This window comes from Sporosarcina siberiensis, from assembly GCF_042681925.1.
Classification (GTDB): Bacteria; Bacillota; Bacilli; order Bacillales_A; family Planococcaceae; genus Sporosarcina; species Sporosarcina siberiensis.
Genome location: NZ_JBHUGI010000032.1, coordinates 609,660 through 635,358, shown reverse-complemented (window position 1 = coordinate 635,358; position 25,699 = coordinate 609,660). Strand labels below are relative to the sequence as shown.

General features: G+C 37.5%; 30 protein-coding genes and 1 other annotated feature. Of the genes, 23 read left to right on the top strand and 7 right to left on the bottom strand.

The window, feature by feature from the left end:
- Positions 1-187 precede the first annotated feature (187 nt).
- Positions 188-408: a binding site (T-box leader), on the bottom strand.
- A gap of 123 nt (positions 409-531) precedes the next feature.
- The 5 genes from ACFSFY_RS13980 (at position 532) to pepF (ending at position 6,883) form a co-directional block, all read left to right on the top strand.
- The gene (locus ACFSFY_RS13980; RefSeq protein WP_381539009.1) at positions 532-1,734 is read left to right on the top strand and encodes a putative glycoside hydrolase; all 1,203 of its coding nucleotides are present in this window, start codon (positions 532-534) and stop codon (positions 1,732-1,734) included.
- Between the two features lie 402 nt (positions 1,735-2,136).
- Positions 2,137-2,532: a transcriptional regulator SpxA gene (spxA, locus tag ACFSFY_RS13975; protein ID WP_186669618.1), complete on the top strand. Its 396-nt coding sequence runs from the start codon at positions 2,137-2,139 to the stop codon at positions 2,530-2,532.
- Between the two features lie 258 nt (positions 2,533-2,790).
- Positions 2,791-3,453 carry an adaptor protein MecA gene (gene mecA, locus ACFSFY_RS13970; RefSeq protein WP_381539007.1) on the top strand — a complete coding sequence of 221 codons (663 nt, stop codon included), beginning with the start codon at positions 2,791-2,793 and terminating at the stop codon, positions 3,451-3,453.
- Between the two features lie 352 nt (positions 3,454-3,805).
- On the top strand, positions 3,806-5,011 hold the full coding sequence (locus tag ACFSFY_RS13965; protein WP_381539005.1) for a competence protein CoiA: 1,206 nt from the start codon (positions 3,806-3,808) through the stop codon (positions 5,009-5,011).
- Positions 5,012-5,062: 51 nt separating this feature from the next.
- The gene (pepF, locus tag ACFSFY_RS13960) at positions 5,063-6,883 is read left to right on the top strand and encodes an oligoendopeptidase F (RefSeq protein ID WP_381539004.1); all 1,821 of its coding nucleotides are present in this window, start codon (positions 5,063-5,065) and stop codon (positions 6,881-6,883) included.
- Positions 6,884-7,232: 349 nt separating this feature from the next.
- Here the strand turns inward: pepF and ACFSFY_RS13955 are convergent, their stop codons facing one another.
- From ACFSFY_RS13955 to ACFSFY_RS13945, 3 genes are all read right to left on the bottom strand, one after another.
- Complete coding sequence (locus ACFSFY_RS13955) at positions 7,233-8,045, bottom strand: DsbA family protein (RefSeq protein ID WP_381539002.1); 813 nt, start codon at positions 8,043-8,045, stop codon at positions 7,233-7,235.
- On the bottom strand, positions 8,042-8,434 hold the full coding sequence (locus ACFSFY_RS13950) for a globin domain-containing protein (RefSeq protein WP_381539000.1): 393 nt from the start codon (positions 8,432-8,434) through the stop codon (positions 8,042-8,044). Before ACFSFY_RS13950 ends, ACFSFY_RS13955 begins: the two co-directional genes overlap by 4 nt.
- 104 nt (positions 8,435-8,538) lie before the next feature.
- A complete protein-coding gene (locus tag ACFSFY_RS13945; protein WP_381538998.1) occupies positions 8,539-9,216 on the bottom strand; it encodes a lytic transglycosylase domain-containing protein in 678 nt (225 codons plus the stop codon).
- Between the two features lie 141 nt (positions 9,217-9,357).
- Here ACFSFY_RS13945 and ACFSFY_RS13940 point away from each other — a divergent pair, with 141 nt between their 5' ends.
- The 6 genes from ACFSFY_RS13940 to ACFSFY_RS13915 all read left to right on the top strand — a co-directional run bounded on the left by ACFSFY_RS13940 (position 9,358) and on the right by ACFSFY_RS13915 (position 14,293).
- Positions 9,358-9,744 carry a UPF0738 family protein gene (locus tag ACFSFY_RS13940; RefSeq protein ID WP_381538997.1) on the top strand — a complete coding sequence of 129 codons (387 nt, stop codon included), beginning with the start codon at positions 9,358-9,360 and terminating at the stop codon, positions 9,742-9,744.
- Between the two features lie 40 nt (positions 9,745-9,784).
- Positions 9,785-10,462 (top strand): GTP diphosphokinase, encoded by a 678-nt coding sequence (gene yjbM, locus ACFSFY_RS13935; protein ID WP_381538996.1) that lies wholly within the window; start codon positions 9,785-9,787, stop codon positions 10,460-10,462.
- The gene (locus ACFSFY_RS13930; protein WP_381538994.1) at positions 10,463-11,263 is read left to right on the top strand and encodes an NAD kinase; all 801 of its coding nucleotides are present in this window, start codon (positions 10,463-10,465) and stop codon (positions 11,261-11,263) included. It begins immediately after the preceding gene.
- Positions 11,235-12,176, top strand: coding sequence for an RluA family pseudouridine synthase (locus ACFSFY_RS13925; protein ID WP_381538993.1), 942 nt, complete (start codon positions 11,235-11,237; stop codon positions 12,174-12,176). Before ACFSFY_RS13930 ends, ACFSFY_RS13925 begins: the two co-directional genes overlap by 29 nt.
- 313 nt (positions 12,177-12,489) lie before the next feature.
- The gene (mgtE, locus tag ACFSFY_RS13920; protein WP_381538991.1) at positions 12,490-13,845 is read left to right on the top strand and encodes a magnesium transporter; all 1,356 of its coding nucleotides are present in this window, start codon (positions 12,490-12,492) and stop codon (positions 13,843-13,845) included.
- A 46-nt stretch (positions 13,846-13,891) separates the two neighbouring features.
- Positions 13,892-14,293: a hypothetical protein gene (locus tag ACFSFY_RS13915; RefSeq protein ID WP_381538990.1), complete on the top strand. Its 402-nt coding sequence runs from the start codon at positions 13,892-13,894 to the stop codon at positions 14,291-14,293.
- Positions 14,294-14,393: 100 nt separating this feature from the next.
- Here the strand turns inward: ACFSFY_RS13915 and ACFSFY_RS13910 are convergent, their stop codons facing one another.
- The gene (locus tag ACFSFY_RS13910; protein WP_381538988.1) at positions 14,394-14,957 is read right to left on the bottom strand and encodes a CotY/CotZ family spore coat protein; all 564 of its coding nucleotides are present in this window, start codon (positions 14,955-14,957) and stop codon (positions 14,394-14,396) included.
- A 142-nt stretch (positions 14,958-15,099) separates the two neighbouring features.
- On the opposite strand from ACFSFY_RS13910, the gene ACFSFY_RS13905 reads away from it, so the two are divergent.
- The 7 genes from ACFSFY_RS13905 (at position 15,100) to ACFSFY_RS13875 (ending at position 18,199) form a co-directional block, all read left to right on the top strand.
- Entirely contained in the window at positions 15,100-15,486 is a 387-nt protein-coding gene (locus ACFSFY_RS13905) for a hypothetical protein (protein ID WP_381538987.1), read from the top strand.
- Positions 15,487-15,942, top strand: a complete 456-nt coding sequence (spoVAC, locus tag ACFSFY_RS13900) for a stage V sporulation protein AC (RefSeq protein WP_381538985.1) — start codon at positions 15,487-15,489, stop codon at positions 15,940-15,942.
- Positions 15,936-16,937, top strand: a complete 1,002-nt coding sequence (locus tag ACFSFY_RS13895) for a stage V sporulation protein AD (RefSeq protein ID WP_381538984.1) — start codon at positions 15,936-15,938, stop codon at positions 16,935-16,937. The genes spoVAC and ACFSFY_RS13895 overlap by 7 nt, the downstream gene beginning before the upstream one ends.
- A 9-nt stretch (positions 16,938-16,946) precedes the next feature.
- A complete protein-coding gene (gene spoVAE / locus ACFSFY_RS13890; protein WP_381538983.1) occupies positions 16,947-17,309 on the top strand; it encodes a stage V sporulation protein AE in 363 nt (120 codons plus the stop codon).
- Positions 17,310-17,379: 70 nt separating this feature from the next.
- Positions 17,380-17,517 (top strand): YjcZ family sporulation protein, encoded by a 138-nt coding sequence (locus tag ACFSFY_RS13885; RefSeq protein WP_381538981.1) that lies wholly within the window; start codon positions 17,380-17,382, stop codon positions 17,515-17,517.
- Positions 17,518-17,532: 15 nt separating this feature from the next.
- On the top strand, positions 17,533-17,784 hold the full coding sequence (locus ACFSFY_RS13880) for a stage VI sporulation protein F (RefSeq protein ID WP_381538979.1): 252 nt from the start codon (positions 17,533-17,535) through the stop codon (positions 17,782-17,784).
- A 100-nt stretch (positions 17,785-17,884) separates the two neighbouring features.
- On the top strand, positions 17,885-18,199 hold the full coding sequence (locus ACFSFY_RS13875; protein ID WP_381538977.1) for a hypothetical protein: 315 nt from the start codon (positions 17,885-17,887) through the stop codon (positions 18,197-18,199).
- Positions 18,200-18,257: 58 nt separating this feature from the next.
- On the opposite strand, the gene ACFSFY_RS13870 is transcribed toward ACFSFY_RS13875, so the two are convergent.
- The 3 genes from ACFSFY_RS13870 to ACFSFY_RS13860 all read right to left on the bottom strand — a co-directional run bounded on the left by ACFSFY_RS13870 (position 18,258) and on the right by ACFSFY_RS13860 (position 20,020).
- Complete coding sequence (locus ACFSFY_RS13870; RefSeq protein ID WP_381538974.1) at positions 18,258-18,689, bottom strand: GNAT family N-acetyltransferase; 432 nt, start codon at positions 18,687-18,689, stop codon at positions 18,258-18,260.
- Positions 18,690-18,692: 3 nt separating this feature from the next.
- Positions 18,693-19,208 (bottom strand): YjcG family protein, encoded by a 516-nt coding sequence (locus tag ACFSFY_RS13865; protein ID WP_381538973.1) that lies wholly within the window; start codon positions 19,206-19,208, stop codon positions 18,693-18,695.
- A gap of 89 nt (positions 19,209-19,297) precedes the next feature.
- Complete coding sequence (locus ACFSFY_RS13860; protein ID WP_381538971.1) at positions 19,298-20,020, bottom strand: alpha/beta hydrolase; 723 nt, start codon at positions 20,018-20,020, stop codon at positions 19,298-19,300.
- 242 nt (positions 20,021-20,262) lie between these two features.
- Between ACFSFY_RS13860 and ACFSFY_RS13855 the strand changes: the two genes are divergently transcribed.
- From ACFSFY_RS13855 to ACFSFY_RS13835, 5 genes are all read left to right on the top strand, one after another.
- A complete protein-coding gene (locus ACFSFY_RS13855) occupies positions 20,263-20,850 on the top strand; it encodes a phosphatidylglycerophosphatase A family protein (RefSeq protein ID WP_381538969.1) in 588 nt (195 codons plus the stop codon).
- 242 nt (positions 20,851-21,092) lie between these two features.
- A complete protein-coding gene (locus tag ACFSFY_RS13850; protein ID WP_381538967.1) occupies positions 21,093-22,670 on the top strand; it encodes an ATP-binding protein in 1,578 nt (525 codons plus the stop codon).
- Positions 22,657-23,331, top strand: coding sequence for a response regulator (locus ACFSFY_RS13845; protein ID WP_381538965.1), 675 nt, complete (start codon positions 22,657-22,659; stop codon positions 23,329-23,331). Before ACFSFY_RS13850 ends, ACFSFY_RS13845 begins: the two co-directional genes overlap by 14 nt.
- A gap of 161 nt (positions 23,332-23,492) precedes the next feature.
- Complete coding sequence (locus tag ACFSFY_RS13840) at positions 23,493-24,524, top strand: DctP family TRAP transporter solute-binding subunit (protein WP_381538963.1); 1,032 nt, start codon at positions 23,493-23,495, stop codon at positions 24,522-24,524.
- A gap of 85 nt (positions 24,525-24,609) precedes the next feature.
- Positions 24,610-25,635, top strand: a complete 1,026-nt coding sequence (locus ACFSFY_RS13835; protein WP_381538961.1) for a DctP family TRAP transporter solute-binding subunit — start codon at positions 24,610-24,612, stop codon at positions 25,633-25,635.
- Positions 25,636-25,699: the final 64 nt, after the last annotated feature.

Here is a 25,699-nt window from a genome sequence, read left to right as displayed (position 1 = left end):
CACGTCTTGTGGCAATAGCCGCACGCCTACGTCCTGAAAAGGAAAGCGGCTGAAGAACGCCACGTCCTGTGGCAAAAGCCGCACGCCTACGTCTAGAAGGGAAGGCGGCTAAAGTACGCCACTTCCTGTGGCAATAGCCGCACGCCTACGTCCTGTAGGCGCACAAAAAAAGTCGCCCCTCTACTAATAGAGGGACGACTGAATCGAATTCAACCGTGGTACCACCCGAATTGCCCGAAGGCCACTCAAAGTCCCATAACGCGGGAAACGTGACAGACTACTTAACCAATTAGCGGTTCATCCATCAAGCTCAGGAACCCAATTCTTTCTGCTAAGTTATCTGTTCGCACCAACCACAGACTCTCTAAAAACTGAAAGCAGAAATACTCTTTCCATCGTTGCCGTTCATTTGTAATATTTTATGAATTATAAACCTAAGATATTTATTTTGCAATAAAATTGAATGAAATATACCTTTCAATTAATCTTTATTATTGCTAATATTGTAAGAAAGGAAGGAATGTTGTCGAAATGAAACACGTAAAGTGGATAACGGCTTTATTAGCAATCGTCTGTATAACGATACCAATGACAGTATGGGCAGATGAAAATCAAAAGGTAGAAAATTTTACAGAACGTACATATGGATTTGAAGAAATAGATAAGGAATTGGTTTCTAATTCACCAATGTTTAAATTCGATTCTGGACTAACATTTCAATATCCGGACGCTATTCGCGGGATATATGTAACAGGACATTCTGCAGGAGGCGCACGATTTGAAAATTTAGTTGAACTTATGAATACAACGGACCTGAACGCAATGGTCATTGATATTAAAGACGACTATGGAAACATTACGTATGTTCCGGATGAGGATTCCGAGTTGGCATCATTAGACATCGGAAAACGTTATATAAAAGATCCGAATAAGATGCTTAAAGAACTTGAAGAAAATGAAATTTATCCAATTGGTCGAATTGTCGTATTCAAAGACAGTGTACTTGCGGAGAAACGTCATGACTTAACGTTTATGGATGGCGATAAAGTATGGAAAAACGGACGTGGGGAATCCTTTGTAAATCCATTCATGAAGGAAGTTTGGGATCATAACGTCAACATTGCGATTGAAGCTGCAAAAATGGGTTTTCAAGAAATTCAATTTGACTATGTTCGTTTTCCAGAAGGCTTTGAAAAACGTCATGATGCATTAAAGTATGTGTTTGAGGATTATGAAGAATCAGAACTAGATCCAGTGCAGCGACGAGTTGAAGCAATTACTGATTTTGTAGAATATGCTCGTGAGAAACTGCATCCATATGGTGTTAAAGTTTCTGTTGATATCTTTGGATATGCGGCAACGTTAGCGGAAGCGCCGGGAATTGGTCAAAACTTCTCTAGAATATCTGAAAACGTCGATGTTATATCTTCGATGATTTATCCAAGTCATTGGACATCTTATTTCGGTATTCAAAAACCAGATCTAGAACCTTATCGATTAGTATCCGAATATGCAAAAGTAGAGAACGAAGTCTTGGGAGCACTTGAAAACCCACCAATATCACGACCGTGGATTCAAGACTTCAGTGCACCATGGCTTGGGGCTGGTAACTACTTAAAATATGGTAAGGCTGAAGTAGAAGCTCAAATTAAAGGGCTAAAAGACAATGGCATCGATGAATATCTACTATGGAATGCTGGAAATCGTTATACTCCAGGAGTTACTTACAAATAAGAAAAGAATTCCAAAATGCTTAAGGTGTTTTGGAATTCTTTTTGTACTAAATGAAACCTTTTCGTTTTACAAACGTATTATTAAGTGTAGTTAGATTTTTTCACTAAGGAGAATCTAATTGAGAACTGAAGTAAATTTTCAAACAGATGTTTATTTAGTCAATATGAAGGGTATAACAAAGAGTAGAACATTAAAGTAAGCTCTAGATCATTGATAACTCGCTAATATTAAGGAATTGTGAACATTGGTCAATAATTGTTAATTATTTCACAAAAAGAGTATTCATCACTAATAAATGTGTGTATAATAGTACTTAGATTAGGTTAGATTATAATTATTCTAAATAAATTTCTATAAATACATTTGCTATGATTCAATCTGAAAGGAAGTGTCGGCATTATGATGGTCACATTATTTACATCACCGAGCTGTACGTCATGCAGAAAAGCTAAAGCATGGTTGGAGGAACATGAAATTCCATATACAGAGCGTAATATCTTTTCTGAACCATTAAATATTGATGAGATAAAAGAAATCCTCCGTATGACTGAAGACGGTACAGATGAAATTATTTCAACAAGATCTAAAATATTCCAAAAACTAAATGTAGACGTAGAAAGTCTTCCATTACAAAGACTTTATGAGTTGATTCAAGAACATCCTGGGCTACTTAGAAGACCGATTATTCTCGATGAGAAAAGGTTGCAAGTCGGATACAATGAAGATGAAATTCGTCGCTTCCTTCCAAGAAAAGTTAGGGCTTACCAGTTGCTTGAAGCACGCCGTATGGTAAACTAATTAAAGCAGAATAATAATGAGCTGGTAGGGGTATGACATTGAAAAATGCCGTAATCCTATCGGCTTTTCAATTTTGCCTTGCATTCATATAAAAAGTTCTCTACAATGCTATTACTATCTAAAGTTGTCATTGTAAGGCGAAACCCTTTCAAATCTCACCGAGCAGTCATATATTAAGAGTAAGGCATTGCAGATTGATTGCATATTATTAAAAGAAATAGGATAGAACCTATTTCGTAGGAAGGGAGAGATTGAGAGATGGAAATCGAACGTATAAACGAAAATACAGTTAAGTTTTTTCTATCATATAATGATATCGAAGAACGTGGTTTCACTCGTGAAGAAGTTTGGTATAATCGCGATAAAAGCGAAGAGCTTTTTTGGGAAATGATGGACGAAATTAATGAAGAGGCTGAGTTTGAAGTCGATGGTCCATTATGGATTCAAGTCCATGCGATGAATAAGGGCATTGAAGTAACGGTTACACGCGCTCAGACTTCAGAAGATGGCGAATTAGAAGAATCTCCTTTTTCAGGAGACGATTCAAAGAAACCATTCCGACCCAACATTGAAGTTTTGGATGACTCAGAAGAAAATGCGACGATTGGACCAGGTGGTACAATGGAGTGGCTTGAGAACACTTTTTACTTTAAAGAATTCGAAGAAGTTATTATGCTTTCCAGTCGAGTGAAAGAATATAATGTAACAACATCACTTCACTCACTTGAGGACATTTTCTACTTGCACGTTTTGTATGATGCACCTGATATGGATGATATGCAAAAAACAGATCTTTACAGTGTCATCACAGAATTCGGAACAGCATCTAATGTGACAATCCATCGTCTAGAGGAATATGGCAATGTAATTATGGAATCTGATGTATTCACACAAACAGATTCGTTTTTTGGAACACCTTGACTAACATTAAAATGCAGCTCCCAATCGGGTAGCTGCATTTTTTTGATTGGCGACAATTGTGGTGTTAATACGAAAACGTTGCGAAGTTACCGGTGAACGTTGCGAAGTTACCGGAGAACGTTGTGAAGTTTCCGGAGAACGTTGCGAAGTTTGGAAAACGTTGTGAGGTTCCCAGAAAACGTTGCGAGGTTTCCGGAAAACGTTGCGAAGTTACCCTGAAAAGTTGCGAGGTTTCCAAAACGTTGTGAACTTTCTGGAAATCAGTGTTTAGCGCTGTTCAATGAAACAACCAAGGTAAGAAGGTAATTACGATATACTCCAGTCAAAAGCTTTAAAAAATAAAAAATCCAACTTGTACTTGCTATTCTGTCTGAGTATTCGTAAAATTAATGGAGAAAAGGAGGGAGAAGCTATTTTAACTGCTAAAAAAGAAGATGGAACGATTATTACTCTATCCAATGAGATGGAAAAAGAACAATTAAGAGATTGGCGAAAGAAGGTTAATTTCTATTGTCCACAATGCGATGATCCTGTTCATCTGAAAGTCGGGGATATTGTGATTCCGCATTTTGCGCACGAGAACCAAGCAAGCTGTACCGCATCTTTTTCAGAAGGAGAATCCCAAATTCATCTTGAAGGAAAAAGACAGTTATATGAATTTTTCTTGAAAAATGAACAAGAAGTCCAACTGGAACCGTATTTTAGCGCTTTATCACAACGTCCTGATCTACTCGTAACAACAAATTCTAATCAGGTGCCGATTGAGTTTCAGTGCAGTACAATTCCCGTGAACATTATAAAACAGAGAACGAATGGTTACTTAAGCGCAGGAATGCGACCAATATGGCTTTTGCTTACCCCGGCAAAAATCCGCTCACTCCCACAGGGCGTTTGTGCATATGATTTCTCTAAATTTCATGAAAGCTTCTTTACGTACCAAACCCCAGAAGGACTTGTTTTCCTCACATACAATCCCCAAACAAAGCAGTTCCATTATTTTAGTAATCTTATTCATATATCCGGAAAGAGATATATAGGCATTCACCGAGTCCTACCTATTAAGATGCAAACCTTCCCTTTTGCTCGACCTAAAACAGCAACTAGCAACGAACTAAATGAGTACGTAAAGATTTATAGTGCAAATCGAATTAAATTTTTAAATTCACGGGTTTTATTGAACAGAAAAGGGATTAATGATCCTTTTTTAAGATGTTGCTATGAGTTGAGAATTCACCCTCTTGAATTACCATCTTGGATTGGGTTACCGGTGCCATTTTCTACTGAATTTCGGGAACACAGCTGCGAGTGGCAAATTAGATTGCTCAGATTTTTAATGAGAAAGGGTCTTAGGATTAGTAATCTATCGAAACAATTAGCAAAAACTTTTATTCGAGAACTTGACCACCCTTCATACAATCAAGTCAAAGGATGTATAGCATATCGAGATCTGTTGCTCTCTGCGGGCATAGATTCGCTACAAGACGTTGGTGATTTTAGTGATGAAAAAATAGTTCAACTATTTGCAGAACGATTACTTGCAAAAAGGAATGAAGATTGAGAAAATAGAAATGATTCGTTTCCCGAACTAAAGGGAGAAGGGGGACTATAAATGACAGCTGACAATAAAAACAAAGTATTAAATCGTGATGAGGTGAAGGTTGAAGAAACTTGGCGCCTTGAAGACATTTTTGAAACCGATGAAGCATGGGAAAAAGAGTATAAAGAAGTGGAAGAATTCACTTTAAAAGCAGCGTCTTTTGAAGGAACTCTTGGAAATGGTTCAGAAGCTCTTCTATCTGCTTTGGAGTATCGTGATGCTTTGACAGTTCGTTTGCGTAAGCTTTACACATATGCACATTTGAAAACTGATCAGGATACAACAAATGGTTTCTATCAGGCTATGGACGGTCGTATTAAATCACTTTTCGTTAAAGTGTCGACTGCTTTGTCATTCTTCTTGCCTGAGCTTATGTCAATTGATGAAGATAAATTATCTAAATCTATTGAGGAGCATGATGGACTGCGTTTATACAAACAAGAATTTGAAGAAATCAATGCACAACGACCACATATTTTACCTGCTGAGCAGGAGGCGTTGCTTGCTCAAATATCCGAAGTAGTAGGAAGTTCATCGGAAACATTCAGTATGTTAAATAATGCGGACTTAAAATTTCCGATTGTTAAAGACGATGACGGTGAAGACGTAGAGTTAACACATGGTCGATACGTTGGATTCCTAGAAAGTGATAATCCCGAAGTTAGAGAAGAAGCATTTAAAGCGATGTATTCGGTATATGGCCAATTTAAAAATACATTTGCCTCAACTTTAACGGGTAATGTGAAGAGTAATAACGTCAATGCACGCATTCGCAATTACTCATCGGCACGTGAGGCAGCAATGTCGAATAACCATATTCCTGAACAAGTATACGAAAATCTTGTGACGACAATCAATAACAATGTCCACTTGCTGCAACGATATGTTGCTCTTCGGAAACAAGTTTTTGAATTAGATGAACTCCATATGTGGGATCTGTATGCTCCCCTTGTGAAAGATGCGGATATGAAAATCCCATACGAGGAAGCAACACAAACGATGCTGGAGAGTTTTCATCCACTTGGCGAAGAATACGTATCCATTGTTAAAGAAGGACTAGAAAATCGTTGGGTCGACGTACGTGAGAACAAAGGGAAGCGTTCGGGGGCTTATTCATCTGGTTCATACGGGACCAATCCTTATGTGCTTATGAACTGGCAAGACAGTGCGAATAATTTGTTTACACTTGCACATGAGTTTGGACACAGCGTGCATAGTTATTATTCACGAAAAAACCAACCTTATGTCTACAGCGGCTACTCAATTTTTGTTGCGGAAGTTGCATCCACGGTGAATGAAGCGATTTTAAACGATCATTTACTAAAAACAATTAAAGATGAGCAAAAACGAATTTATCTCCTAAACTACTGGCTAGATGGATTCAGAGGAACTGTTTTCCGTCAGACGATGTTTGCTGAATTTGAGCACCGTATTCATCAATTGGATCAGGACGGGGTTGCGTTAACAGCTGATAAGTTAACGGAAGAATATTACGAATTAAACAAGAAATATTTTGGTGAAGACATTGTGATTGATGAAGAAATTGGACTTGAATGGGCAAGAATTCCACATTTCTACTACAACTATTATGTGTACCAATATGCAACAGGATATAGTGCCGCAGTTGCACTAAGCAATCAAATTCTGAATGAAGGCGAACCAGCCGTAGAACGTTATATTAATAACTTCTTAAAGGCGGGATCTTCTGATTATCCTATAGAAGTGTTGAAAAAGGCAGGAGTCGATATGACAAGTGCCGCACCGATTGAAGAAGCATGTCGCGTGTTTGAAGAGAAACTAAATGAACTTGAAGCACTTTTATTGAAAAAGTAATACGAGCAAGAACAGTCACGTCCACCAATGAATAAGGTGGACGTGACTGTTTTTTTTAGTATCTACAATACTATTTATGTTATATCGATATAAAGTAAAATAGCTTTGAAAAAGAACGAATGTTACAGTTCTGTGAAAATCATTGTGAATTGTTGATGTTACAGTTATATGGTGATACGATAAGGATGTGAAATAAATCACATACCAAACATACACCCCTTTTGTTTGATCGTGAGATTTCTCCCATTCCCTTTTTTAAATAGAGCATCCATTCCCCCCCAGGAATGGATGCTTCTTTGTTTGCAAAAAAATATCCATTGTGAGTTTGAATTCCTCACAATGGATATTTCTATATTGGCAATCGTTTTTTACGCCATAACATTGTATCTCGATAAGGCATACGTTCGACATGTTGTTTCAACAAACATTTTTTTAACTCTCGTTCTGCCGATTTCTCGCTTATTCTATATATTTCTGCAATTTCCTTAGTTGCTAGTGTGTCAAATCGGCCAAATAACTCCTTTAAAGGCGGAGGATTATCTGGAATAATCGATCGACCGATGAGCTCCTCAAGAATTTGTTCATATATTTCGTAACTATACATTCCGCTAACTTTTAAGCCTTCATCTTCAATGTTTTCATTGAAGAAAACAAATGTAGGAGCAGTGTCTACGTCCATTTCTTGTGCCATATACAAGTCTACTTGTAAGGACCTAAGAACATTTTTAGAAGAGAAGTCCCGAGTAAACTCTTCAACATCCAAATTAAGTTTTTCAGCAATTTCTAATAGTACTGAAAATGAAGATATATTTCTAGATTTTAAGTATGAGTACTCAAGCATTTTTGTCAGGAATCTAAAGCCGGCACGTTTGCCTTGAAATTCTGCTGCTTTAACTGCAATCGATGGGAAGGCAATATGGGATTTCTCGCATGTATCGACAATTACATTACCTTGTGCATTTTGCAAATTCAATATTGGTAAAGACGTTCGCAATACAATTCGCAATGTGAAGTATCGCTCATAATCTACTTGTAATTTCCTAAGGATTGGCTGAAGTGTCCAGCAATCTACACATAACGGATCGATATAAACATATAATTCAATTGGTCTCGTTAGTGCAGAAGGACTGAATGAGTATTCCAGTAAAGTATGTCTATTCACTGATGTCCCTCCTCGTTCCTGTTCACCATATGGTGGGCAGTTAGAACGAGACGATTATAATAGATTTCACGTATTTTACCTTCAAGGCCAACTTCATCCATAGCTTCTTTCATACATGATAGCCATGCTTCAGCTCTTGTGGGTGTGATAACGAATGGCATATGTCTGGCTTTCATCATTGGATGGCCATGTTCTTGTGAAAATAAGTTTGGTCCACCTAAATATTGTGTCTGGAATTGTTTTTGTTTACGTGCTGTTTCTGTTAAGTCGTCCGGGAAAATCGGAATTAGGTCTGGGTGGACACCCACTTTGGCATAAAACGAGTCGATTAAATCCGACAATTTCTCTGCACCAATTTCCTCAAATGGAATCAAAGGTTTTCTCATCATTATGTCAATCTCCTTTGCTCTGACTGTATTGACATTCTACCAACCCCAGGTTATTTTAACAAACAAACTGTCCTGAAATAGAAGGAGTGAAACAAGGGTTTGGTCTACGAATTTAAGTGGCCGAGTACTTTTTGAACATAATCTTTTGTTTCTTTAAATGGAGGTATGCCGCCATACTTTTTCACATTTCCAGGACCTGCATTGTAAGCTGCCAGAGCAAGTTTGGTATCTCCTCCGAATTGATTGAGCATTTGTCTTAAATATTTAGCTCCCCCAGTAATATTTTGGACTGGATCGAAACTATCCTTAACCCCGAGAAACTTTGCAGTTCCGGGCATTAATTGCATTAACCCCTCTGCACCTGAACGACTGACCACACTGTTTTTAAAGTTCGATTCTGTTTTGATAACAGCAGAGATTAGTTTTTCTGGTAAGTTGAATTTCTCAGCGGCTTGTTTAATAATGGAAGTATAGTCACTATTTAAATGGGTTGAATGTGTGTTGTTACTTATTGCGTTTGGTTTTGTTGTTGCTAGAATATCGGATAAAGACGATGGATGGAATACTGGCTGATTACCGCTATATAGTAAACCCTCTGGTTTTGTTAGTTTGTCTATTAGAGTAGTGGATGTTTGAGAAACAGAGTTGTTTCCAAGTACTTCTCCAAGTATGGAGTTGAAAATAGATGACGATGCTGTATTTTCATCAGAAAAGCTTTTAACAGCACCAAGGGATTGCATTGCTTTAATATCCAGTAATGTCCGAATTGTGTGAACTTCCATTAAATCAGTCCTTTTCTCTAACAAATATCATTCTTTTAATTAGTATACCAATTTCTCTGCAGAAACACATTATTCAGACTGCAAGACTGTGTTCCGTATGATAAACTAAACGTAGCGAAACGTGGAAGGGAAGGATTTACTTTGAACAATGAATTACGAGTTGAAACAGCTTTGAAAAATGAAAATGAGCTTCTTTTTTTAGTAACATCTGATCTTGCTTTTACAAATGAAATACCATCAGGCAAAATGATCACCGACTCGGATGATCTCTCATTCGTATATTTGCTTGAAATAGAAGAGGGATACAGTCAGGTTCGTTTTTCGGAAGCCGTTTGGCCGCTTATGTTGGACGTGTTGAAATCGGACTTAGATCCGATCCTTTCATGGGGAGATAAAACACTTCCACTAATAGGTTTTAAGGATGAATTGACGATGCTGATATATAATATAGAGGGCAACAACAATTACGGAGAAACATTTACCGGCGCTGTTGAGACCGCATTTAAAGAGATTCTACAAAACACTTAATAGAGCTGTTTTTTCAACTTGGAAATTAGGGGGTTTATGAATGGGACAATGGAGTCTGTTTCTTCAACCGTATAAACAAGCAGTAGATGAGTTGAAAATTAAGCTTAAAGGTATTCGTTCGCAATATGAACTTGAGGATGTACATACGCCTGTCGAATTTATTACGGGTAGAGTAAAACCTCTTGCAAGTATTTATGACAAAACACTTGAAAGAGAAATGGTGTTTGAACCATCGGAACAATTGGCTGAAGAAATACAAGATATTGCTGGACTTCGTATAATGTGTCAATTTGTCGATGATATTGCCACAATTGTGGCTACACTAAGAAAGCGTAATGATCTTGAAGTAATTGAAGAACGAGATTACATTTCACACAAAAAACCAAGTGGCTATCGTTCATACCATATAATCATAAAATATCCTGTGCAAACAATTCACGGTGAAGTAACAATTCTTGCTGAAATTCAAATACGAACACTTGCAATGAATTTCTGGGCTTCAATCGAACATTCACTGAATTATAAATATGAAGGTGAATTACCTACTGAAATTAGCCATCGACTTGAACGTGCGGCTGAAGCTGCTTTTCGATTAGACGAAGAGATGTCGCTTATTCGTGATGAGGTGAAAGACGCTCAGATGTATTTTAGTGCATTCAAAGAAACGGCAAATAGACGTTATGGAAATAGTGGAATGAAAGAAAGAAGGTTGAAATAGATGAAGTTTGCTATCCAATCACGTAATGATGATTTGTCCAATCAACTTATGGCGGACGCTAAGGAATATTTGACTGATTTTGGATTGGTATATGATGAGGAAGAACCTGTAATCGTTATATCGATTGGTGGGGATGGAACTTTACTTCATGCGTTTCATAAATACAGTCATCGTCTAAAAGATACGGCATTTGTTGGAATCCATACGGGTCACCTCGGTTTTTATGCAGATTGGAAACCCGCAGAGATTGAGAAGCTCGTAATTTCTATTGCACGGAAAGAATATAATGTAATTGACTATCCTTTATTAGATGTGACAATTAATTATCAAAATGGAGCAGAGAGTATTCAATACCTTGCGCTTAATGAGTCTACGGTGAAATCTCCTGATGTTACTCTCGTAATGGACGTGGAACTGAATGGCAACCATTTTGAACGCTTTCGTGGAGACGGTCTATGTATGTCGACACCCTCGGGTTCAACCGCCTATAACAAAGCACTGGGTGGCGCAATTATCCATCCGGGAATTTCCGCTATGCAACTAACCGAAATGGCTTCTATAAATAATCGAGTGTTTCGAACAGTTGGATCGCCACTGATATTACCGGCCCATCACAAATGTGTATTAAAACCGGTAAAAGCACCTGATTTTATGGTAACCGTGGATCATTTACAATTGTTGCATAAAGATGTGAAATCAATTGAATATGAAGTGTCCCAAAAAAGAGTACGATTTGCTAGATTCCGACCGTTTCCATTTTGGAGACGTGTAAGTGATTCGTTTATTGATAGTGAGGATTAATAAGAAAACTATGAACGAGCAATTGCGCCTTCAATTTAAAGTGTCCAAAAGTGGTTTACTGTTGCGAGAATTTTTGCATCTGAAAAGCATTTCTAAACGCACATTAACGGCTACAAAATACGACGGTGGAAAACTACTGGTCAACGGTATTGAACGAGATGTTCGTCATTCACTCAATCCTGGGGATGAAGTTGAAATCCATTTTCCACCTGAAAAAATAAGTTTGGGATTAGAAGTTGAGCACGGAGAACTTGATTTGGTTTATGAAGATAATGCACTAATCGTGATTAACAAACCAGCGGGACAGAGCACAATTCCTTCAAGGGATCATCCTTCTGGAACAATTGCGAATTACTTAGCTGGAAAATTCACAAGGGAACGAGTACCGTCAACTGTTCATATCGTAACAAGGCTTGACCGCAATACGTCTGGTTTAATTTGCATCGCTAAAAATCGGCATATTCATCATTTACTAGGACAGCAAATGATCCAATATGATTTTTTTAGACGGTATGAAGCAATAGTAGAAGGCCATATTATGAAAGATGCATTTAGTATTGAAGAGCCGATTGGTAGAGAAGACGGCAGTATTATTAAACGAGTTGTTCGAGATGATGGACAATATGCAAGAACGGATGTGCAAGTTAGCGAACGTTTTTACATAAAAGGTCGCGCGCTCACACGTGTCAAACTCAATTTACATACAGGTAGGACCCATCAAATTCGAGTCCATTTGGAGTGGGCGGGTCATCCATTAGTTGGGGATGATTTGTATGGGGGCAATAATTTATTTATTGGACGTCAGGCACTCCATTGCTCAGCACTTAGGTTTACCCATCCACTTTCTGGGGAATTGAAAGTGTTTAGGAGCAAAGTTCCGGAAGATATGCGTTTTTTGAATCAGTACCAGTAATTTTACGTATAATAGAACCGCTGTAACAAGCAATGAAATAACTTTTATTATTGAATAATGAAGGGCTTTGTTCTTGGCCATATTTCCTTTAGGTACCGGTGAAACGCGTCCTGTGATTTCCTGGGGAATAAATAAGTATGCTGAAACTCGGGCCGCAACAATAATCCAACTGTTTATAGTGAATTTGGACCCGGTCCATGGTCTCGCCTATAAAAAATACCTATGAAGATCCCAATTGTGAAGCAGTGCGTTTTTAATAATGCCCATAATAAGCTGGATGAATGCATTATAGGAACGGAAAGGAAGGTGCAACATGCCTGAAAATATAGAGTATAATGAAGAGAAAATGAGAGATATTTTACTTAATAGTGACATGAAAAGTTTCCGTAACGAATATTTAATGCTCCATCCTTATGACCGAGCAACTTTCTACGAGAAAATAGAACCTGAGCAGAGACAGCTTATTTATCATTATCTATCCCCGAAAGAACTTGCAGAAGTTTTTGAGACAAGTGAAATATATGATCATGAATATAAAGCTTATCTTCAAGAGATGGATGCTACATATGCAGCAGACATGATTTCATATATGTTTGTCGATAATGCGGTTGATGTCCTAAACGAACTCGATAAAACTCAAGCTGTCAGTTATTTAACTTTAATGAATAAGGAAAAAGCAATTGAAATTAAAGCACTTCTTCATTATGAAGAATATACAGCGGGTTCAATAATGACAACGGAATTCGTTATGATTCCAGAAAATTCCACAGTTCGGTCAGCGATGACGATTCTGCGGAACGAAGCACCTGAAGCAGAAACGATTTATTATATATTTGTTGTTAACGAAAACCAACGTTTGACAGGTGTTGTATCACTCCGAGATCTCATTATTGCAGATGAAGATACGCTGATTGCTTCAATAATGAGTGATCGTGTTGTTAGTGTTCTTGTGAGCGATGACCAAGAAGACGTTGCACGAACAATAAAAGATTATAATTTCCTTGCTGTTCCTGTTGTGGACTTTCAACAACACATTTTGGGAATCATTACAGTCGATGATATCATTGATGTGCTCGACGAAGAAGCATCGGATGACTATTCAAAACTTGCGGCTGTTTCCGATATGGATACTTTCGATACGAACTCATTCACAGCGGCTAAAAAACGACTGCCGTGGCTTATTATTTTATTAATTCTCGGTATGCTTACAGCAAATCTAATTGATTTATTTACAGAAACAATATCTCAAGTAGCCTTACTTGCCGCATTTATTCCTCTTATTGCTGGAACGGCTGGAAACAGCGGAACACAATCATTGGCTGTTGCTGTCCGAGGTATCGCAACACGAGATATTGAAGATGAAAGTAAGTTGAAGTTACTTGTTCGAGAAGCAGGTACGGGACTTGTTACAGGTTTTGTCTGTGCGGTTTTTGTTATAGGATTAATATATGTTTGGAAAGGTGAATTTGTAATCGGACTTTTAGTTGGTGCTGCAATTTTTGTTTCGATTTTTGTTGCAACAATTTCCGGCTCGTTTATTCCTTTGTTTATGCATAGAATGAAAGTCGATCCTGCTGTAGCGTCAGGTCCTTTTATTACAACTTTAAATGATATCATTAGTGTCATTATTTATTTGGGCTTAGCGACTTTGTTTATAGGCGAATTGTAAAGTGAACACCCACATTCTTAAACGCATATAATAGCTCAAAAAGGATGTGCACATTATTTCACACAATAAACCTATGTTATTTGTCGACGGACCTCCTATATTCATTCGTGTTGTTGTTAAAGATGAAGAAAGTACTTCGGTTTTCATGATGAGTGAAGAGGAACTACAAGAAACTGATGAAGAAATTTTATTGCCTGAAGACTCTAATTTGGAAATAGATGTTTCAGTCTTAAAGAGAGTCCTGTATTTAGATGGGGCGTTTCAACGTGAGATTTACAAACCGCTTCAATTCATAACTGGTAATGAAATATTGAAAGGGTCCATTCATAAAATCGAAGGAGAAACAGTGTTTATTAATCTTCACGGTGAAAATGATGGAATGATCGCTTTGGAGATTGCATCTATTGATGACATCCTGTGGCGTGGTCACCCAATTCATGAAACATGAATACTAAAAAGGCAAATCGGAAACTCGATTTGCCTTTTTAGTATGAAAAAACTGCCTGACAACTTAATGTCAGACAGATGGGGCATTGCAATTTAATTGATTAGTTCTCTTCGCATTCGATAAATACATCTTTAACACATTGAATTCCACAGAAACAAGTCAAGTCTACTGTTACGCAAGATCCTGTTGCTTCAAATCTTTCAACTTTACAGATTGCATCATAATCTAATTTACCATTGCAGAAAAGGTTTACTCTTCTACCTCTAGCATCTCGTGGTTCAAGAACTTGTAAGGTTGCACAGCAATTATCAAATACGTTTTGTACTCTGAAAAATACTGAGAAACAGTTATCGCTTTCGCGCTGAGCTGACTCAGTTGTTGCAGGAGCGTCTCCATCTCTACGTCTTTTAGACTTTTTATACATTGCTTTAAATGGTGTTCCGTCTTTTGTTAACAGCATAAACACACGCGTGTTTGCGCGATTCCTTGTTGGACTTACTAGGCTACCTAACGGTGTAATGAAACAGTCCGTTTTACAGTCATCACAATCTACATCATCACGAATATCTTGAATACGTCGAATCGCACGAACAACCTCGCAAATACAATGAGTCTCGCATTTTCCTCTGTTGTCAACGATATCATCGTTTCTTCCACATCCCATTAATTCCACCTCCTTCTTATCATTCCTTTATAATTTATGCAAAGAAACGAACTGTGACAGGGCACTCGAACTGATTTTGAATAAAGTTAACGAGTAAAAGGCATACTGTTTAGAAAATGGAGGGATTTATATTAGGAGGGTTATGATAATAATCTCAGTGATATTGCTACTTACAGGATGCAATTCAGTAGAAAAAAAGGTTTTGATAAACAATACCTCTGCTATAAGTGAAAAAGAGGTAGAAGAACTTTTTTTAAAAGATCCTAGGTTAACCAATGTTGTAGCAGTATTTAATGATAAAGATATTCTAGCCGGAGTAACGGTAAAAACATTTTCAAGATTTAAGAAGGCTAAAATAGAAAAAGAACTTAAAGAAAAAATTGAAAACTTGCATTCTGAATTAAATATTATCGTATCAGCAGACTTAAAAATTATAATGGAAACACGAAAGATGATGGATGAAAAAGATGAAAAGAAATTGAAGAAAAATATTAATGAATTAAAATCGCTTATAAAGGAAGAAACCTAAATGGATGATAAAAAGTATGCAGAAATAGAGAAGGAACTCTCGCCGAAAAAACCTTTAGTAAAGAATATATTTTTTGCATTCATAACAGGAGGTACGATTTGTTTAATCGGTCAGTTTATATCCCTTTTTTATATGAAGTATTTTGATTTTACAGAGAGAACTGCAAGCAATCCAACGGTAGCTACATTAATATTTATCGCTATGTTGTTAACAGGTTTTGGACAGTATAAGAAAATTGGCCAGTTTGGCGGTGCAGGTGCTGCTGTTCCAATCACTGGTTTTAGTAATGCTGTTGCTTCTGCCGCTATTGAACATAAAAGTGAAGGTTATGTACTCGGGGTTGGCGGAAATATGTTTAAACTTGCCGGGTCTGTAATATTGTTCGGTGTTTTTTCAGCATTTGTCGTTGCACTGATTAAGACAATTCTAGTAAAGCTAGGTGTTGTTTCATGGTAGTTAGAGGTATTGTTAAATTCCAGTCCACTCCTTCGATTATCGCTACCGGGGTAACAGTAGGTCCACTTGAAAAAAAAAGCGTATATGCGCCACTCTTTGATCAAATTTATGAAGATGAACGATGCGATTTAAAGACGAATGAACAGGGAAATGCAAAAATGATGGAAGATGCCTGTCGAATTGCACTTAGTAAGATTGCTATTCAATCTGAGGAAACTGACTTTTTAATTATAGGGGATTTAGTAAATCAAATGACGCCTTCAAGTTTTGCTGCCTCAGCCCTTCAAGTACCGTATATTGGTATGTTTTCGGCATGTGCTACATCAGTCTCAACACTAATTACAGCGGCATTGTTGACGGAAATAGGTATGTCAAATTGTTCAATAGCAGGTTCTTCAAGCCAACATAACTCGATTGAGCGACAATTTCGTTACCCCGTTGAATATGGCGCACAGAAACCAGAAACGGCCCAATGGACTGTAACAGGAGCTGGTGCAGCTGTTGTTACACCATATAAAAAAGGATTCCCGTCAATTGTAGGGGCAACGATTGGACGAGTTATTGATCTCGGTCTTACAGACCCACTCAATATGGGCGCGGCTATGGCTCCTGCGGCTTCGGATACGTTGCAGCGACATTTGGAAGGTCATGGTAGAAAAACAGCTGATTATGATGCAATCGTTACAGGAGATTTAGGAAAAACAGGATTTGAGCTTTTTAAAAAACTCGGTAAACTTGCGCAAGTGAATGTTTGGAATAATTTTCGTGATGCTGGAGCAGAGTTTTACGGTGAGGACCCTGCATTTTTGTCGGGTGCAAGTGGTGCTGGTTGTTCGGCATCCGTATATTTCACGGATGTATTTTCAAAGATGGTATCCGGAGAATACAATCGAGTACTCTTAATAGCCACGGGGGCACTTTTATCGCCATTATCTTTTCAACAAGGTGAAACAATTCCGTGTATTGCGCATTCAGTAGAATTAATAATGAAATGAGTGGATTGTATGGTTTCTTTATTTATAACAGCTTTTATTGTAGGTGGTTTAATTTGTGTAATCGGTCAACTTTTATTTGATGTAGCCAAACTGACTCCTGCACATACGTTAGTGATACTCGTTGTTGCTGGTTCAGTGTTAGACGGTCTTGGTCTTTATGAACCTTTGATTGATTTTGCGGGTGCAGGTGCGACAGTCCCAATTACGTCCTTTGGAAATGCTTTAACTCATGGTGCAATGGCAGAGGCTGAAAAGCATGGATTAATAGGAGTTTTAACGGGAATGTTTGAAGTGACAAGCTCTGGAATTAGTTCAGCAATCTTATTTGGATTCATTGCAGCATTCATATTTAAGCCAAAAGGAAATATATAATGGATAGTTGCCCGCCTCCTTCTAAGTATCCTTGCATAGGATACTTAGAAGAGAAGGGGGGTATTTTTTTATGTATGGACATGGATGTTACCCACACGGTGGCGGTAGAGGCGGTGTCCAAGGTGGCGCAAATTACGGCGGATCAATGTTCGTTTTAATTGTAGTCCTCTTTATTTTACTAATTATTGTAGGTCTAAGCTTCGTATAGGAGGGGGAATGACGGATGAATGATTCATTTTTCCGGAAAATAGAATCAAAAACAGGCGTGCCGATGGAAGAAGTATTTGCTCTAGCAAATGCGATTCAATACGCAGATTTTAGCGATGAACGCCAGGTACGTAAAATTATTCGCAATGTAGGTAAACTGGCAAGAAAAGATGTACCGCAACATACAGAAGATGAGCTTGTACGTTCAATAGTGAATAATGGCAAATCTATGAATCTGAATGATATTCAAGATATGTTGGGACGTTAATAATGAAATAATAGAAAAGTAGAAATGATTGGTTTAGTATTTACAGTAAAGGGTATAGTACTAACATAGGTTATATAAAAACTAATGAGGGGGTGTAATAATGGGTTACTTATTGCCAATTCGTCCAATTCAATCTGAACAGTATGCGAACCGTTTGAGTCAAGAACCTCACAACTTTGCGTATATTGGAAGACTTCAACGTGTAAATTTTAACAATGAATTTTTTGATGAGTTTCATGAACAATCGCAAGAACAATCACAGAAAGAAAAGGGTGATAAGGGTGATAAGAAGTCTTCTATTATTGTCGCCCCTTCTAACTCATATCAAGGATATATTCAACCAAATCCAGTAAATCTATCTCCTGCTATTTCACGTGTTGTCGGTAAGGGGATTAATATTAATACTTATGTGTAAAAACACTAGCAAAATAGGAAGCCCCTATAGCATTATGCTGTAGGGGCTTCCTATTTCGTTAGTTCAATATTTTTTCCATTGCACGATGTGGTATGTCCGCATCCATGAACTCCGGTGATGTAATTACAAAACCAAGCTTTTCATAGAAGGGTACCGCATAGGACTGGGAGTTTAAAATAATTTTCTTCAATTCATTACTTTTTGCAAACTCTTCAAGTGAGTTCATAATTAGATTGCCGAGATAGCGGCCACGAAATTCAGGAAGTACACAGACTCGTTCAACTTTGCCGGTTCCAGCATCTGTTTCTCGAAGTCGTCCAGCACCGATTGGAGTATCTGTAGTATATATTACGAAATGTGTAGCTGTTTCATCATGTTCGTCAAGCTCAAGATTCAACGGTACACCTTGTTCCTCTACAAATACTTTTTTTCGAATGCTGAAAGCAGATTCCCGATCTTTATCCGTTTTTGCAATTTCTACACGAAACAATGTTTACTTGTTCCCTTCAAGTCGAAATGTTTCATATACTGTCCATGAACCGTCATCGAGTTGATATAGAAGATGTAGGCGATCGATTGTTTCAGTATGATCAACACCAACCATTTTAAGTTGACCAATAATGTCATCGTGTTCACCTGAAGAAAGGCTTTGTGCGATTGTAATGTGTGGAACGAATGAAAATTCAGATGCCTCGCCGAAGAAATCATCGTTCAAATCATGGTGAAGGTTAAGCATCTCTTCGTTAGGAGTCGCTTTAAAATAGATTGCATTTGTAATTGGCGCAAACGTGCTGACTTTTGAAACATTCAGCTCAAATGGACCGTGTTTTTGTGTTACTTCTTTAATTGCTTTTGCTACATCTTCAATCTCAGTATCCGTTGCATTAAAGACACTTTTCATAGTCAGATGTGGAGTGATGAGCGCATAATGTGGGTCATATCTCTTTCTATAACCGTTTGCTAAATCTTGAAGTTTCTTTGATGGAAATGCTACGATTCCATATTTCATAATAAAATACCTCCTATAAAATTAAGTTGACTTATATATTATAACCTTAATCATAACAGAACCCGTGTCAGGTTGTCAGTTTTCCCTTACTATTCACCATAAACCATTGAAATAGCCCTTCGAACATCCGGTTGCCAATATTTCCAGGTATGGTCTCCTTTGAATTCTTCATAGAAGTATGGGAACCCTTTAATTTCAATCAACTTCTTTAATTCACGATTAGGTGTAAGGAAGTCCTTTATTTCATTGTCAGCTGTTTTAACCGTCGTTTCTTCACTACCAATGACATGGTATATTGAAAAGCGAGACGGGTCTTGCACAGCTTTTACAGCTTCAAGTACCGAGTGATCAACATATGGTGAGTGAAGAAGAACTTTGCCAAATGTATTTGGGTACTTTGCGGCGGCAAGTAAAGAAATTGTTGCGGCTAGTGAATCACCTATAAGTCCTCTACCATCGCCTACTTGATATGTCGGGTAGTTTTCATCCATATAGGGCACGAGCTCGCGTGCAAGGAAGCGTAAATAAGCTTCATGGCGATCGCCTTCAGGATGATACAGGCGTCTTCGTTCGCTTACACTTTTATATGGCACACCGACAACAATTACATTTTCAATTTCCCGTGCATCAATTAATTCATCAATAACACGTCCGATACGACCGTACTGGATATAGTCTTTACCGTCTGATGCAATTAGTATCGAATATTTATAGAGTTCCGAATAATTATGTGGCAAATGAATTAGAAGTTGCATATCCTCATCCAAAGCCTTGCTGTAAAAAGTAACTTCTTTAATTTTTCCGTATTCCACTCATAACGCCCCCACATCTAGATGTATATTTGAAATTGTACCATATCTGCATTTCCAGGTATAATGGTTGTATTGCTTTTATCTTTAGTTTGTATAAATGGAAAGATAAATGCAACGACGGTTATTTTTTTATAATGAAGGCATGAGGTCATTTCATTCTTAGAAAAGAGCATCATTAGAATTTTTGGTTCATTTTTATGATACGATAGAATATAAAATAATTTAGAAGGGGTTGTATTAATATGGGGAAAAAAGCTGAACCGGTTCACTCAAAAGTGGTTGAGGAAGCAACGAAAAAAGCACTTGAACGTCGTGGGGTTACGATGCGAGCGATAGCAGAAATTGTATATGAAATGCAGTTGCCTTACAATGATGGACTTCAAATGGCTCACTGTATTGAATCTGTTGAAGGTGTACTGAAGAAACGTGAGCTTCAACATGCTATTTTAGTGGGTATTGAACTTGATGAGTTGGCGGAGCAGGGGAAACTGTCTGAACCCTTGATGCAAATTGTTCGTTCGGATGAAGGTTTGTTCGGTGTTGATGAAACGATTGCTCTTGGTGCCGTCTTTACGTATGGTTCAATTGCAGTTACAACATTTGGACATTTGGATAAGAATAAAACGGGTATTATTAAAGAGTTGGATACGAAAAAAGGGGGAGCGGTGCATACGTTCCTTGATGATCTTGTTGCGAGCATCGCAGCATCTGCATCTTCTAGAATCGCACATCGAACGCGTGATTTGGAAGAAGCGGGCGAATCGTTTAAAGATATTTCACCGGATGAAACAATGCCGGAGTCACGAATTAAAGGTGCACTCGGAAATTAATAGGATTCCCATTCGTTTAGAGTTATTGGCGGGTGGGTCTTTTTTTATGGCCATTTTTTGGGTTTCTAGTCGTTTATATAAGACTAGACTTAAATATTCTTTTGATTCGAAATTTTTAGCGTGGTATGATGTCTCTATTAAATACAACTTTTATCATCAATTCTATAGGACTCCTTAGATGAATAAGCACATGGTTCTTTCAGATAGATTGAATGAAATTGGATAGAGATGGAGTATGGCGAATGAATCGAATTTCATTGCGAATGAAGATGTTTATTTTCTCATTTATACTTGTCATATTTTCGGTTGGAACCAGCGGTATGATTATGATTTATAATATTTCCTCCGCATTTGAAAAAGAGCTAGGAGCACGTTCGATTGCAATTGCAAGAACAGTTGCTCAATTACCAGAAGTGAAGAGTCAAGTGGGGTTGAATGATGGGTTTACAATTATCCAGCCGATTGCTGAAAGGGTACGTTTGGCAACTGATGTAGATTATATTGTTATTTTTGATATGAATCGCATTCGGTATTCACATCCTTCAGTCAGCAAGCTTGGAACTCTTTTTGAAGGTGGAGATGAACAAGCCTCTCTTTCTGAGCATGAATACATTTCCAAAGCGCAAGGGGTTCTTGGCTATGCAATACGTGCATTTGTTCCGGTGATGGATGAGGAGGGTGTTCATCAGGTTGGGGTTGTAACGGTTGGAATCTTATCGCCGACCATTCAAAGTTTGATTGTTGAATATCGTAATAATTTGTTGCTCTCATTATTTTGGGGTGTTCTCATAGGTCTTGTCGGTTCTTTAATTATTGCAAATCATTTGAAGAAGCAGACCTTGAACTTGGAACCATACGAAATTGCTCGTTTGGTCGAAGAACGATCAAGTATGATGCAAGCGATGGATATTGGTGTTTTAGCAACCAATAGTCATAATGAAATTGTTTTTATGAATCGATTAGCGAGACAATATACAGGTTTTCATGAGGAATCCATCTCGTTAGCTAAATTATTTCCGGATACGTGGCTTGCAAAGGAATCTAAAAATGAAATAGAAGTAATTTATCGTCCACTACTTTGTCAGAACGTTATGTATCTCGTAAGTATTTATCCGATTACCGTTCAAGACCGTTCTGTTGGGTCTCTTATTATGATGACGGACCGCAAAGAAGCACATATTTTAGCGGAGGAGTTAACGGGAATCAAAACGCTAGTAGATGCGTTACGTTCGCAAAATCATGAATATATGAACAAGTTACACAGCATTGCGGGCTTAATTCAACTGGATCGATCTGAAGAAGCTTTAAATATGATTATTGATGAAATTTCGGATGAGCAGGATGTTATTCAGTTTTTAAAAGATGCAATTTCCGATTACTCTGTACTTGGGCTTTTACTTGGGAAAAGATCGCGTGCCAAAGAATTGGGTGTAACTTTAAATATTGACAACACATCCTTTTTATATGAACTTATGGCGGGCTTTTCGAGTGGTGATATGGTCACGATTTTGGGGAATTTAATAGATAATGCTATGGAGTCTTGCCTGAATGCACAGGAAAAGAATGTAGATTTTTTAATACAAGGAGATTTAACCTTTTTATATGTAGAAGTCTGTGACAGTGGTTGTGGATTACCTGAAACTTTCGATGAAATTTTCGACTTTGGTTACAGCACTAAAGAAAAAGAAGGTAGGGGAATTGGATTGGCTTTAGTTAAACGGATTATCGATTCGAATAAAGGAAGCATATCTGTACTTTCAGATTCTACTCCTGGTTCCACTTTTATAGTAAAAGTGGGTAAGGTGAATGAATATGTCTAATATTACTGTTTTTATTGTTGAAGATGATCCAATGGTTTTAGATATTAACTCAGGTTTTTTAGAAAGAATGGATGGCTTTACGCTCGTTGGAGTTTCGATGAACGGGAAAGATGCATTGGAACAAATTAAAATAGTAAAGCCTCAACTTATATTATTGGACATGTTTTTACCGGATATGTCGGGTATAGAGATTTTAACAAAATTAAGATTGGAACGGATTCCTTCGGATGTAATTATGATTACTGCCGCACGTGACACTCTTACGATACAAGAAGTGATGCGATTTGGTGCGGTCGATTATATGGTGAAACCTTTTCGTTTTGAACGCTTTCAAAAGTCTCTGGATAATTATTATAAAACAACTCGGAAAATAAAAACGTTGGAACATTTGAAGCAAGAAGATATTGACGATTGGTTGGGCAGTACTTCAATTGGAATTGAGTTACCTAAAGGATTGAACAAGCTTACGATGGAACAAATTGTTTTAGGTTTAGTAGAACAAACGCTTCCCATCACGGCAGAGCAATTGGCGCAAACTGTCGGGATGGCAAGAGTTACTGTTCGAAAATATTTAGACTTTCTAGCACTTAAAGAAAAGGTTCGAATTGAAATGCAATACGGACATGTAGGGAGACCTACTAAATTTTACTCCCTGCTGTAGCTAACCGCACAGCAGGTTTTTACTTTGTTTTCAATGATATAAATAATCCTGAATAAAAATACCATAAAGACCAAAACGTTCAATATCTTTTTATTATTGATTTCCATAAGTAAGCGTATACAATCAAAATAACAGATTACTTAATCATCTGGAGGAGAACCTTGTATCTATCTGTCTATTATAAAAGGTTTACATTTGTACTTATTTTAGCTGTTCTATTTCTCTTATTAACCGCATGTCAGAAGAACGCATTTCCTATTGATAATGAGCAATTAAGTGAAGAAGAACGTCTGGTCATTCGTTTCTCACATGTAGTCGGTGAAAATACTCCTAAAGGATTAGCTGCACGAAAATTTGCTGAGTTAATAAACGAACGAAGCAATGGCCATGTGGAGGTCCAAGTTTTCCCAAATGGATTTCTTTATAAAGATGGAGAAGAAATGGACGCTTTACTAAATGGCGATATTCAAATGATCGCTCCTGCGACATCGAAAGTGACTTCGCTTGTTCCTGAATGGTCTGTTATCGACCTTCCGTTTGCTTTTAGCACGTATGAAGAAGTACATGACTATATAGCAGGTCCAATTGGACAACGATTGATTTCAAAACTAGATGACAAAGGATTACACACGTTAGGTATATGGGATAACGGTTTCAAGCAAATAAGTAATCGAGAGTTTCCTATACTACTTCCAACGGATCTTAAGCAGTTAAATATGAGGATTATGCCAAGCGATATTCTAGAAAAACAGTTCTCTATTTTAGGAGCAGTTCCAAAGAAAATTGATTTCAATATTTTGTTTCATCACTTGGAAAATGGAGATGTGGATGGACAGGAAAACACATTATCCAATATTACAAGTAAAAATCTTCATACGTTGCAAAAATACTTAACGATTAGTAATCATGGTTATTTAGGGTATGTTTTGCTTATGAATGATGAATTTTGGAAAGAGCTTCCTGTAGACATTCAACTTCTAATTAAGGAAACGTTAATTGAAGTGAATCAATGGGAGTGGGATATTGCACACCAGATAAATTCTGAAAAGTTAGTGGAGTTAGAAAACTGCGAATGCATTGGCATCCATCATCTTACGGAACAAGAACGTCTAATTTGGGAAGAAGCCTTCGAACCGGTATTTGAGTATTATAAAGACCGTTTCGGAGCTGAATATATAGAATTACTTCCATAAGTACTAAAACGCTGCGATTTATCGGAGTGGAGAAGAAGTTGGGGAATCTTTTTGTATTATAAAACAGAATTAGGGGGAAAGAAAAATGAAGAAAATAGCTATGCTTTTTATTATTAGTCTACTTGCTATTCTAGTAGCGGCGTGTTCTGGTGGCGATAAAGATACTACAACAGAGGCGTCAAAAGACAAGCCGATCATTATTAAATTTTCACACGTAACTTCAATTGACAGTGTTAAAGGTAAAGCGGCAGAGCAATTTAAAAAACTAGTTGAAGAAAAAACAGATGGTAAAGCAACTGTTGAAATTTATCCGTCATCACAATTATATGGAGATGCTGATGAATTAGATGCACTAGTTTCTGGAAACGTTCACATGATTGCTCCATCTGTAACTAAAATGGTGAAATTAGATCCACGTTGGCAGTATGTTGACATGCCTTTCTTATTCGCAGACCGTGATCATGCACATAAATTTTTCCAAAGTGATTTAGCGAAGTCATTATTAAACAGTGAAATATTAGGAAACAACGATATTATGGGCTTAGAATTCTGGGAAAATGGATTTAAACATTTTACGAACAATAAACAACCACTTCAAAAGCCTGAAGATTTTAAAGGCATTAAATTCCGTGCACAAGCAGGAAAAGTATTAGAATCTCAATTTAATGCACTTGGTGCTGGTAGTGCAACAATTTCTTTTGGTGAAACATACGCAGCATTGCAACAAGGAACTGTCGATGGACAAGAAAACACATTTAACAATATCGATACACAAAAATATCAAGAAGTACAAAAGTATATGACGCTTAGTGAACACGGACGTTTGGATTACGGAGTTTTTGTTAATAAACCTTTTTGGGACAAAATGCCTGAAGATATCCGTAAACAAGTTGAAGAAGCACTTAGAGAATCAACTGAGCTTGAATGGCAACTTGCTTTTGACGAAAACGCAGCAAGCTTAGAAAATATTAAAAACTCAGGAAAAGTTGAAGTATTAGAATTAACAGATGCAGAGCGTGATGCATTTAGTGCTGCTTTTGAATCGGTTTATGAAGAGTTTGGTGAAACAATTACACCTGAACTTCTTGATGGAATCCGCGATTTAAAATAACTTTTTACGGGTGTCGATCCGCTACATTGATCGACACCCGTAAGTTTTAATAACTATGAACTGT

Bases quoted from the DNA above. Each gene is read 5' to 3' on its own strand.
- ACFSFY_RS13980 (WP_381539009.1), top strand. From the start codon at position 532: ATGAAACACGTAAAGTGGATAACGGCTTTATTAGCAATCGTCTGTATA.
- spxA (WP_186669618.1), top strand. From the start codon at position 2,137: ATGGTCACATTATTTACATCACCGAGCTGTACGTCATGCAGAAAAGCT.
- mecA (WP_381539007.1), top strand. From the start codon at position 2,791: ATGGAAATCGAACGTATAAACGAAAATACAGTTAAGTTTTTTCTATCA.
- pepF (WP_381539004.1), top strand. From the start codon at position 5,063: ATGACAGCTGACAATAAAAACAAAGTATTAAATCGTGATGAGGTGAAG.
- ACFSFY_RS13950 (WP_381539000.1), bottom strand. From the start codon at position 8,434: ATGATGAGAAAACCTTTGATTCCATTTGAGGAAATTGGTGCAGAGAAA.
- ACFSFY_RS13945 (WP_381538998.1), bottom strand. From the start codon at position 9,216: ATGGAAGTTCACACAATTCGGACATTACTGGATATTAAAGCAATGCAA.
- yjbM (WP_381538996.1), top strand. From the start codon at position 9,785: ATGGGACAATGGAGTCTGTTTCTTCAACCGTATAAACAAGCAGTAGAT.
- ACFSFY_RS13930 (WP_381538994.1), top strand. From the start codon at position 10,463: ATGAAGTTTGCTATCCAATCACGTAATGATGATTTGTCCAATCAACTT.
- mgtE (WP_381538991.1), top strand. From the start codon at position 12,490: ATGCCTGAAAATATAGAGTATAATGAAGAGAAAATGAGAGATATTTTA.
- ACFSFY_RS13910 (WP_381538988.1), bottom strand. From the start codon at position 14,957: ATGGGATGTGGAAGAAACGATGATATCGTTGACAACAGAGGAAAATGC.
- ACFSFY_RS13905 (WP_381538987.1), top strand. From the start codon at position 15,100: ATGATAATAATCTCAGTGATATTGCTACTTACAGGATGCAATTCAGTA.
- spoVAC (WP_381538985.1), top strand. From the start codon at position 15,487: ATGGATGATAAAAAGTATGCAGAAATAGAGAAGGAACTCTCGCCGAAA.
- ACFSFY_RS13895 (WP_381538984.1), top strand. From the start codon at position 15,936: ATGGTAGTTAGAGGTATTGTTAAATTCCAGTCCACTCCTTCGATTATC.
- spoVAE (WP_381538983.1), top strand. From the start codon at position 16,947: ATGGTTTCTTTATTTATAACAGCTTTTATTGTAGGTGGTTTAATTTGT.
- ACFSFY_RS13885 (WP_381538981.1), top strand. From the start codon at position 17,380: ATGTATGGACATGGATGTTACCCACACGGTGGCGGTAGAGGCGGTGTC.
- ACFSFY_RS13880 (WP_381538979.1), top strand. From the start codon at position 17,533: ATGAATGATTCATTTTTCCGGAAAATAGAATCAAAAACAGGCGTGCCG.
- ACFSFY_RS13875 (WP_381538977.1), top strand. From the start codon at position 17,885: ATGGGTTACTTATTGCCAATTCGTCCAATTCAATCTGAACAGTATGCG.
- ACFSFY_RS13865 (WP_381538973.1), bottom strand. From the start codon at position 19,208: ATGAAATATGGAATCGTAGCATTTCCATCAAAGAAACTTCAAGATTTA.
- ACFSFY_RS13855 (WP_381538969.1), top strand. From the start codon at position 20,263: ATGGGGAAAAAAGCTGAACCGGTTCACTCAAAAGTGGTTGAGGAAGCA.
- ACFSFY_RS13850 (WP_381538967.1), top strand. From the start codon at position 21,093: ATGAATCGAATTTCATTGCGAATGAAGATGTTTATTTTCTCATTTATA.
- ACFSFY_RS13845 (WP_381538965.1), top strand. From the start codon at position 22,657: ATGAATATGTCTAATATTACTGTTTTTATTGTTGAAGATGATCCAATG.
- ACFSFY_RS13835 (WP_381538961.1), top strand. From the start codon at position 24,610: ATGAAGAAAATAGCTATGCTTTTTATTATTAGTCTACTTGCTATTCTA.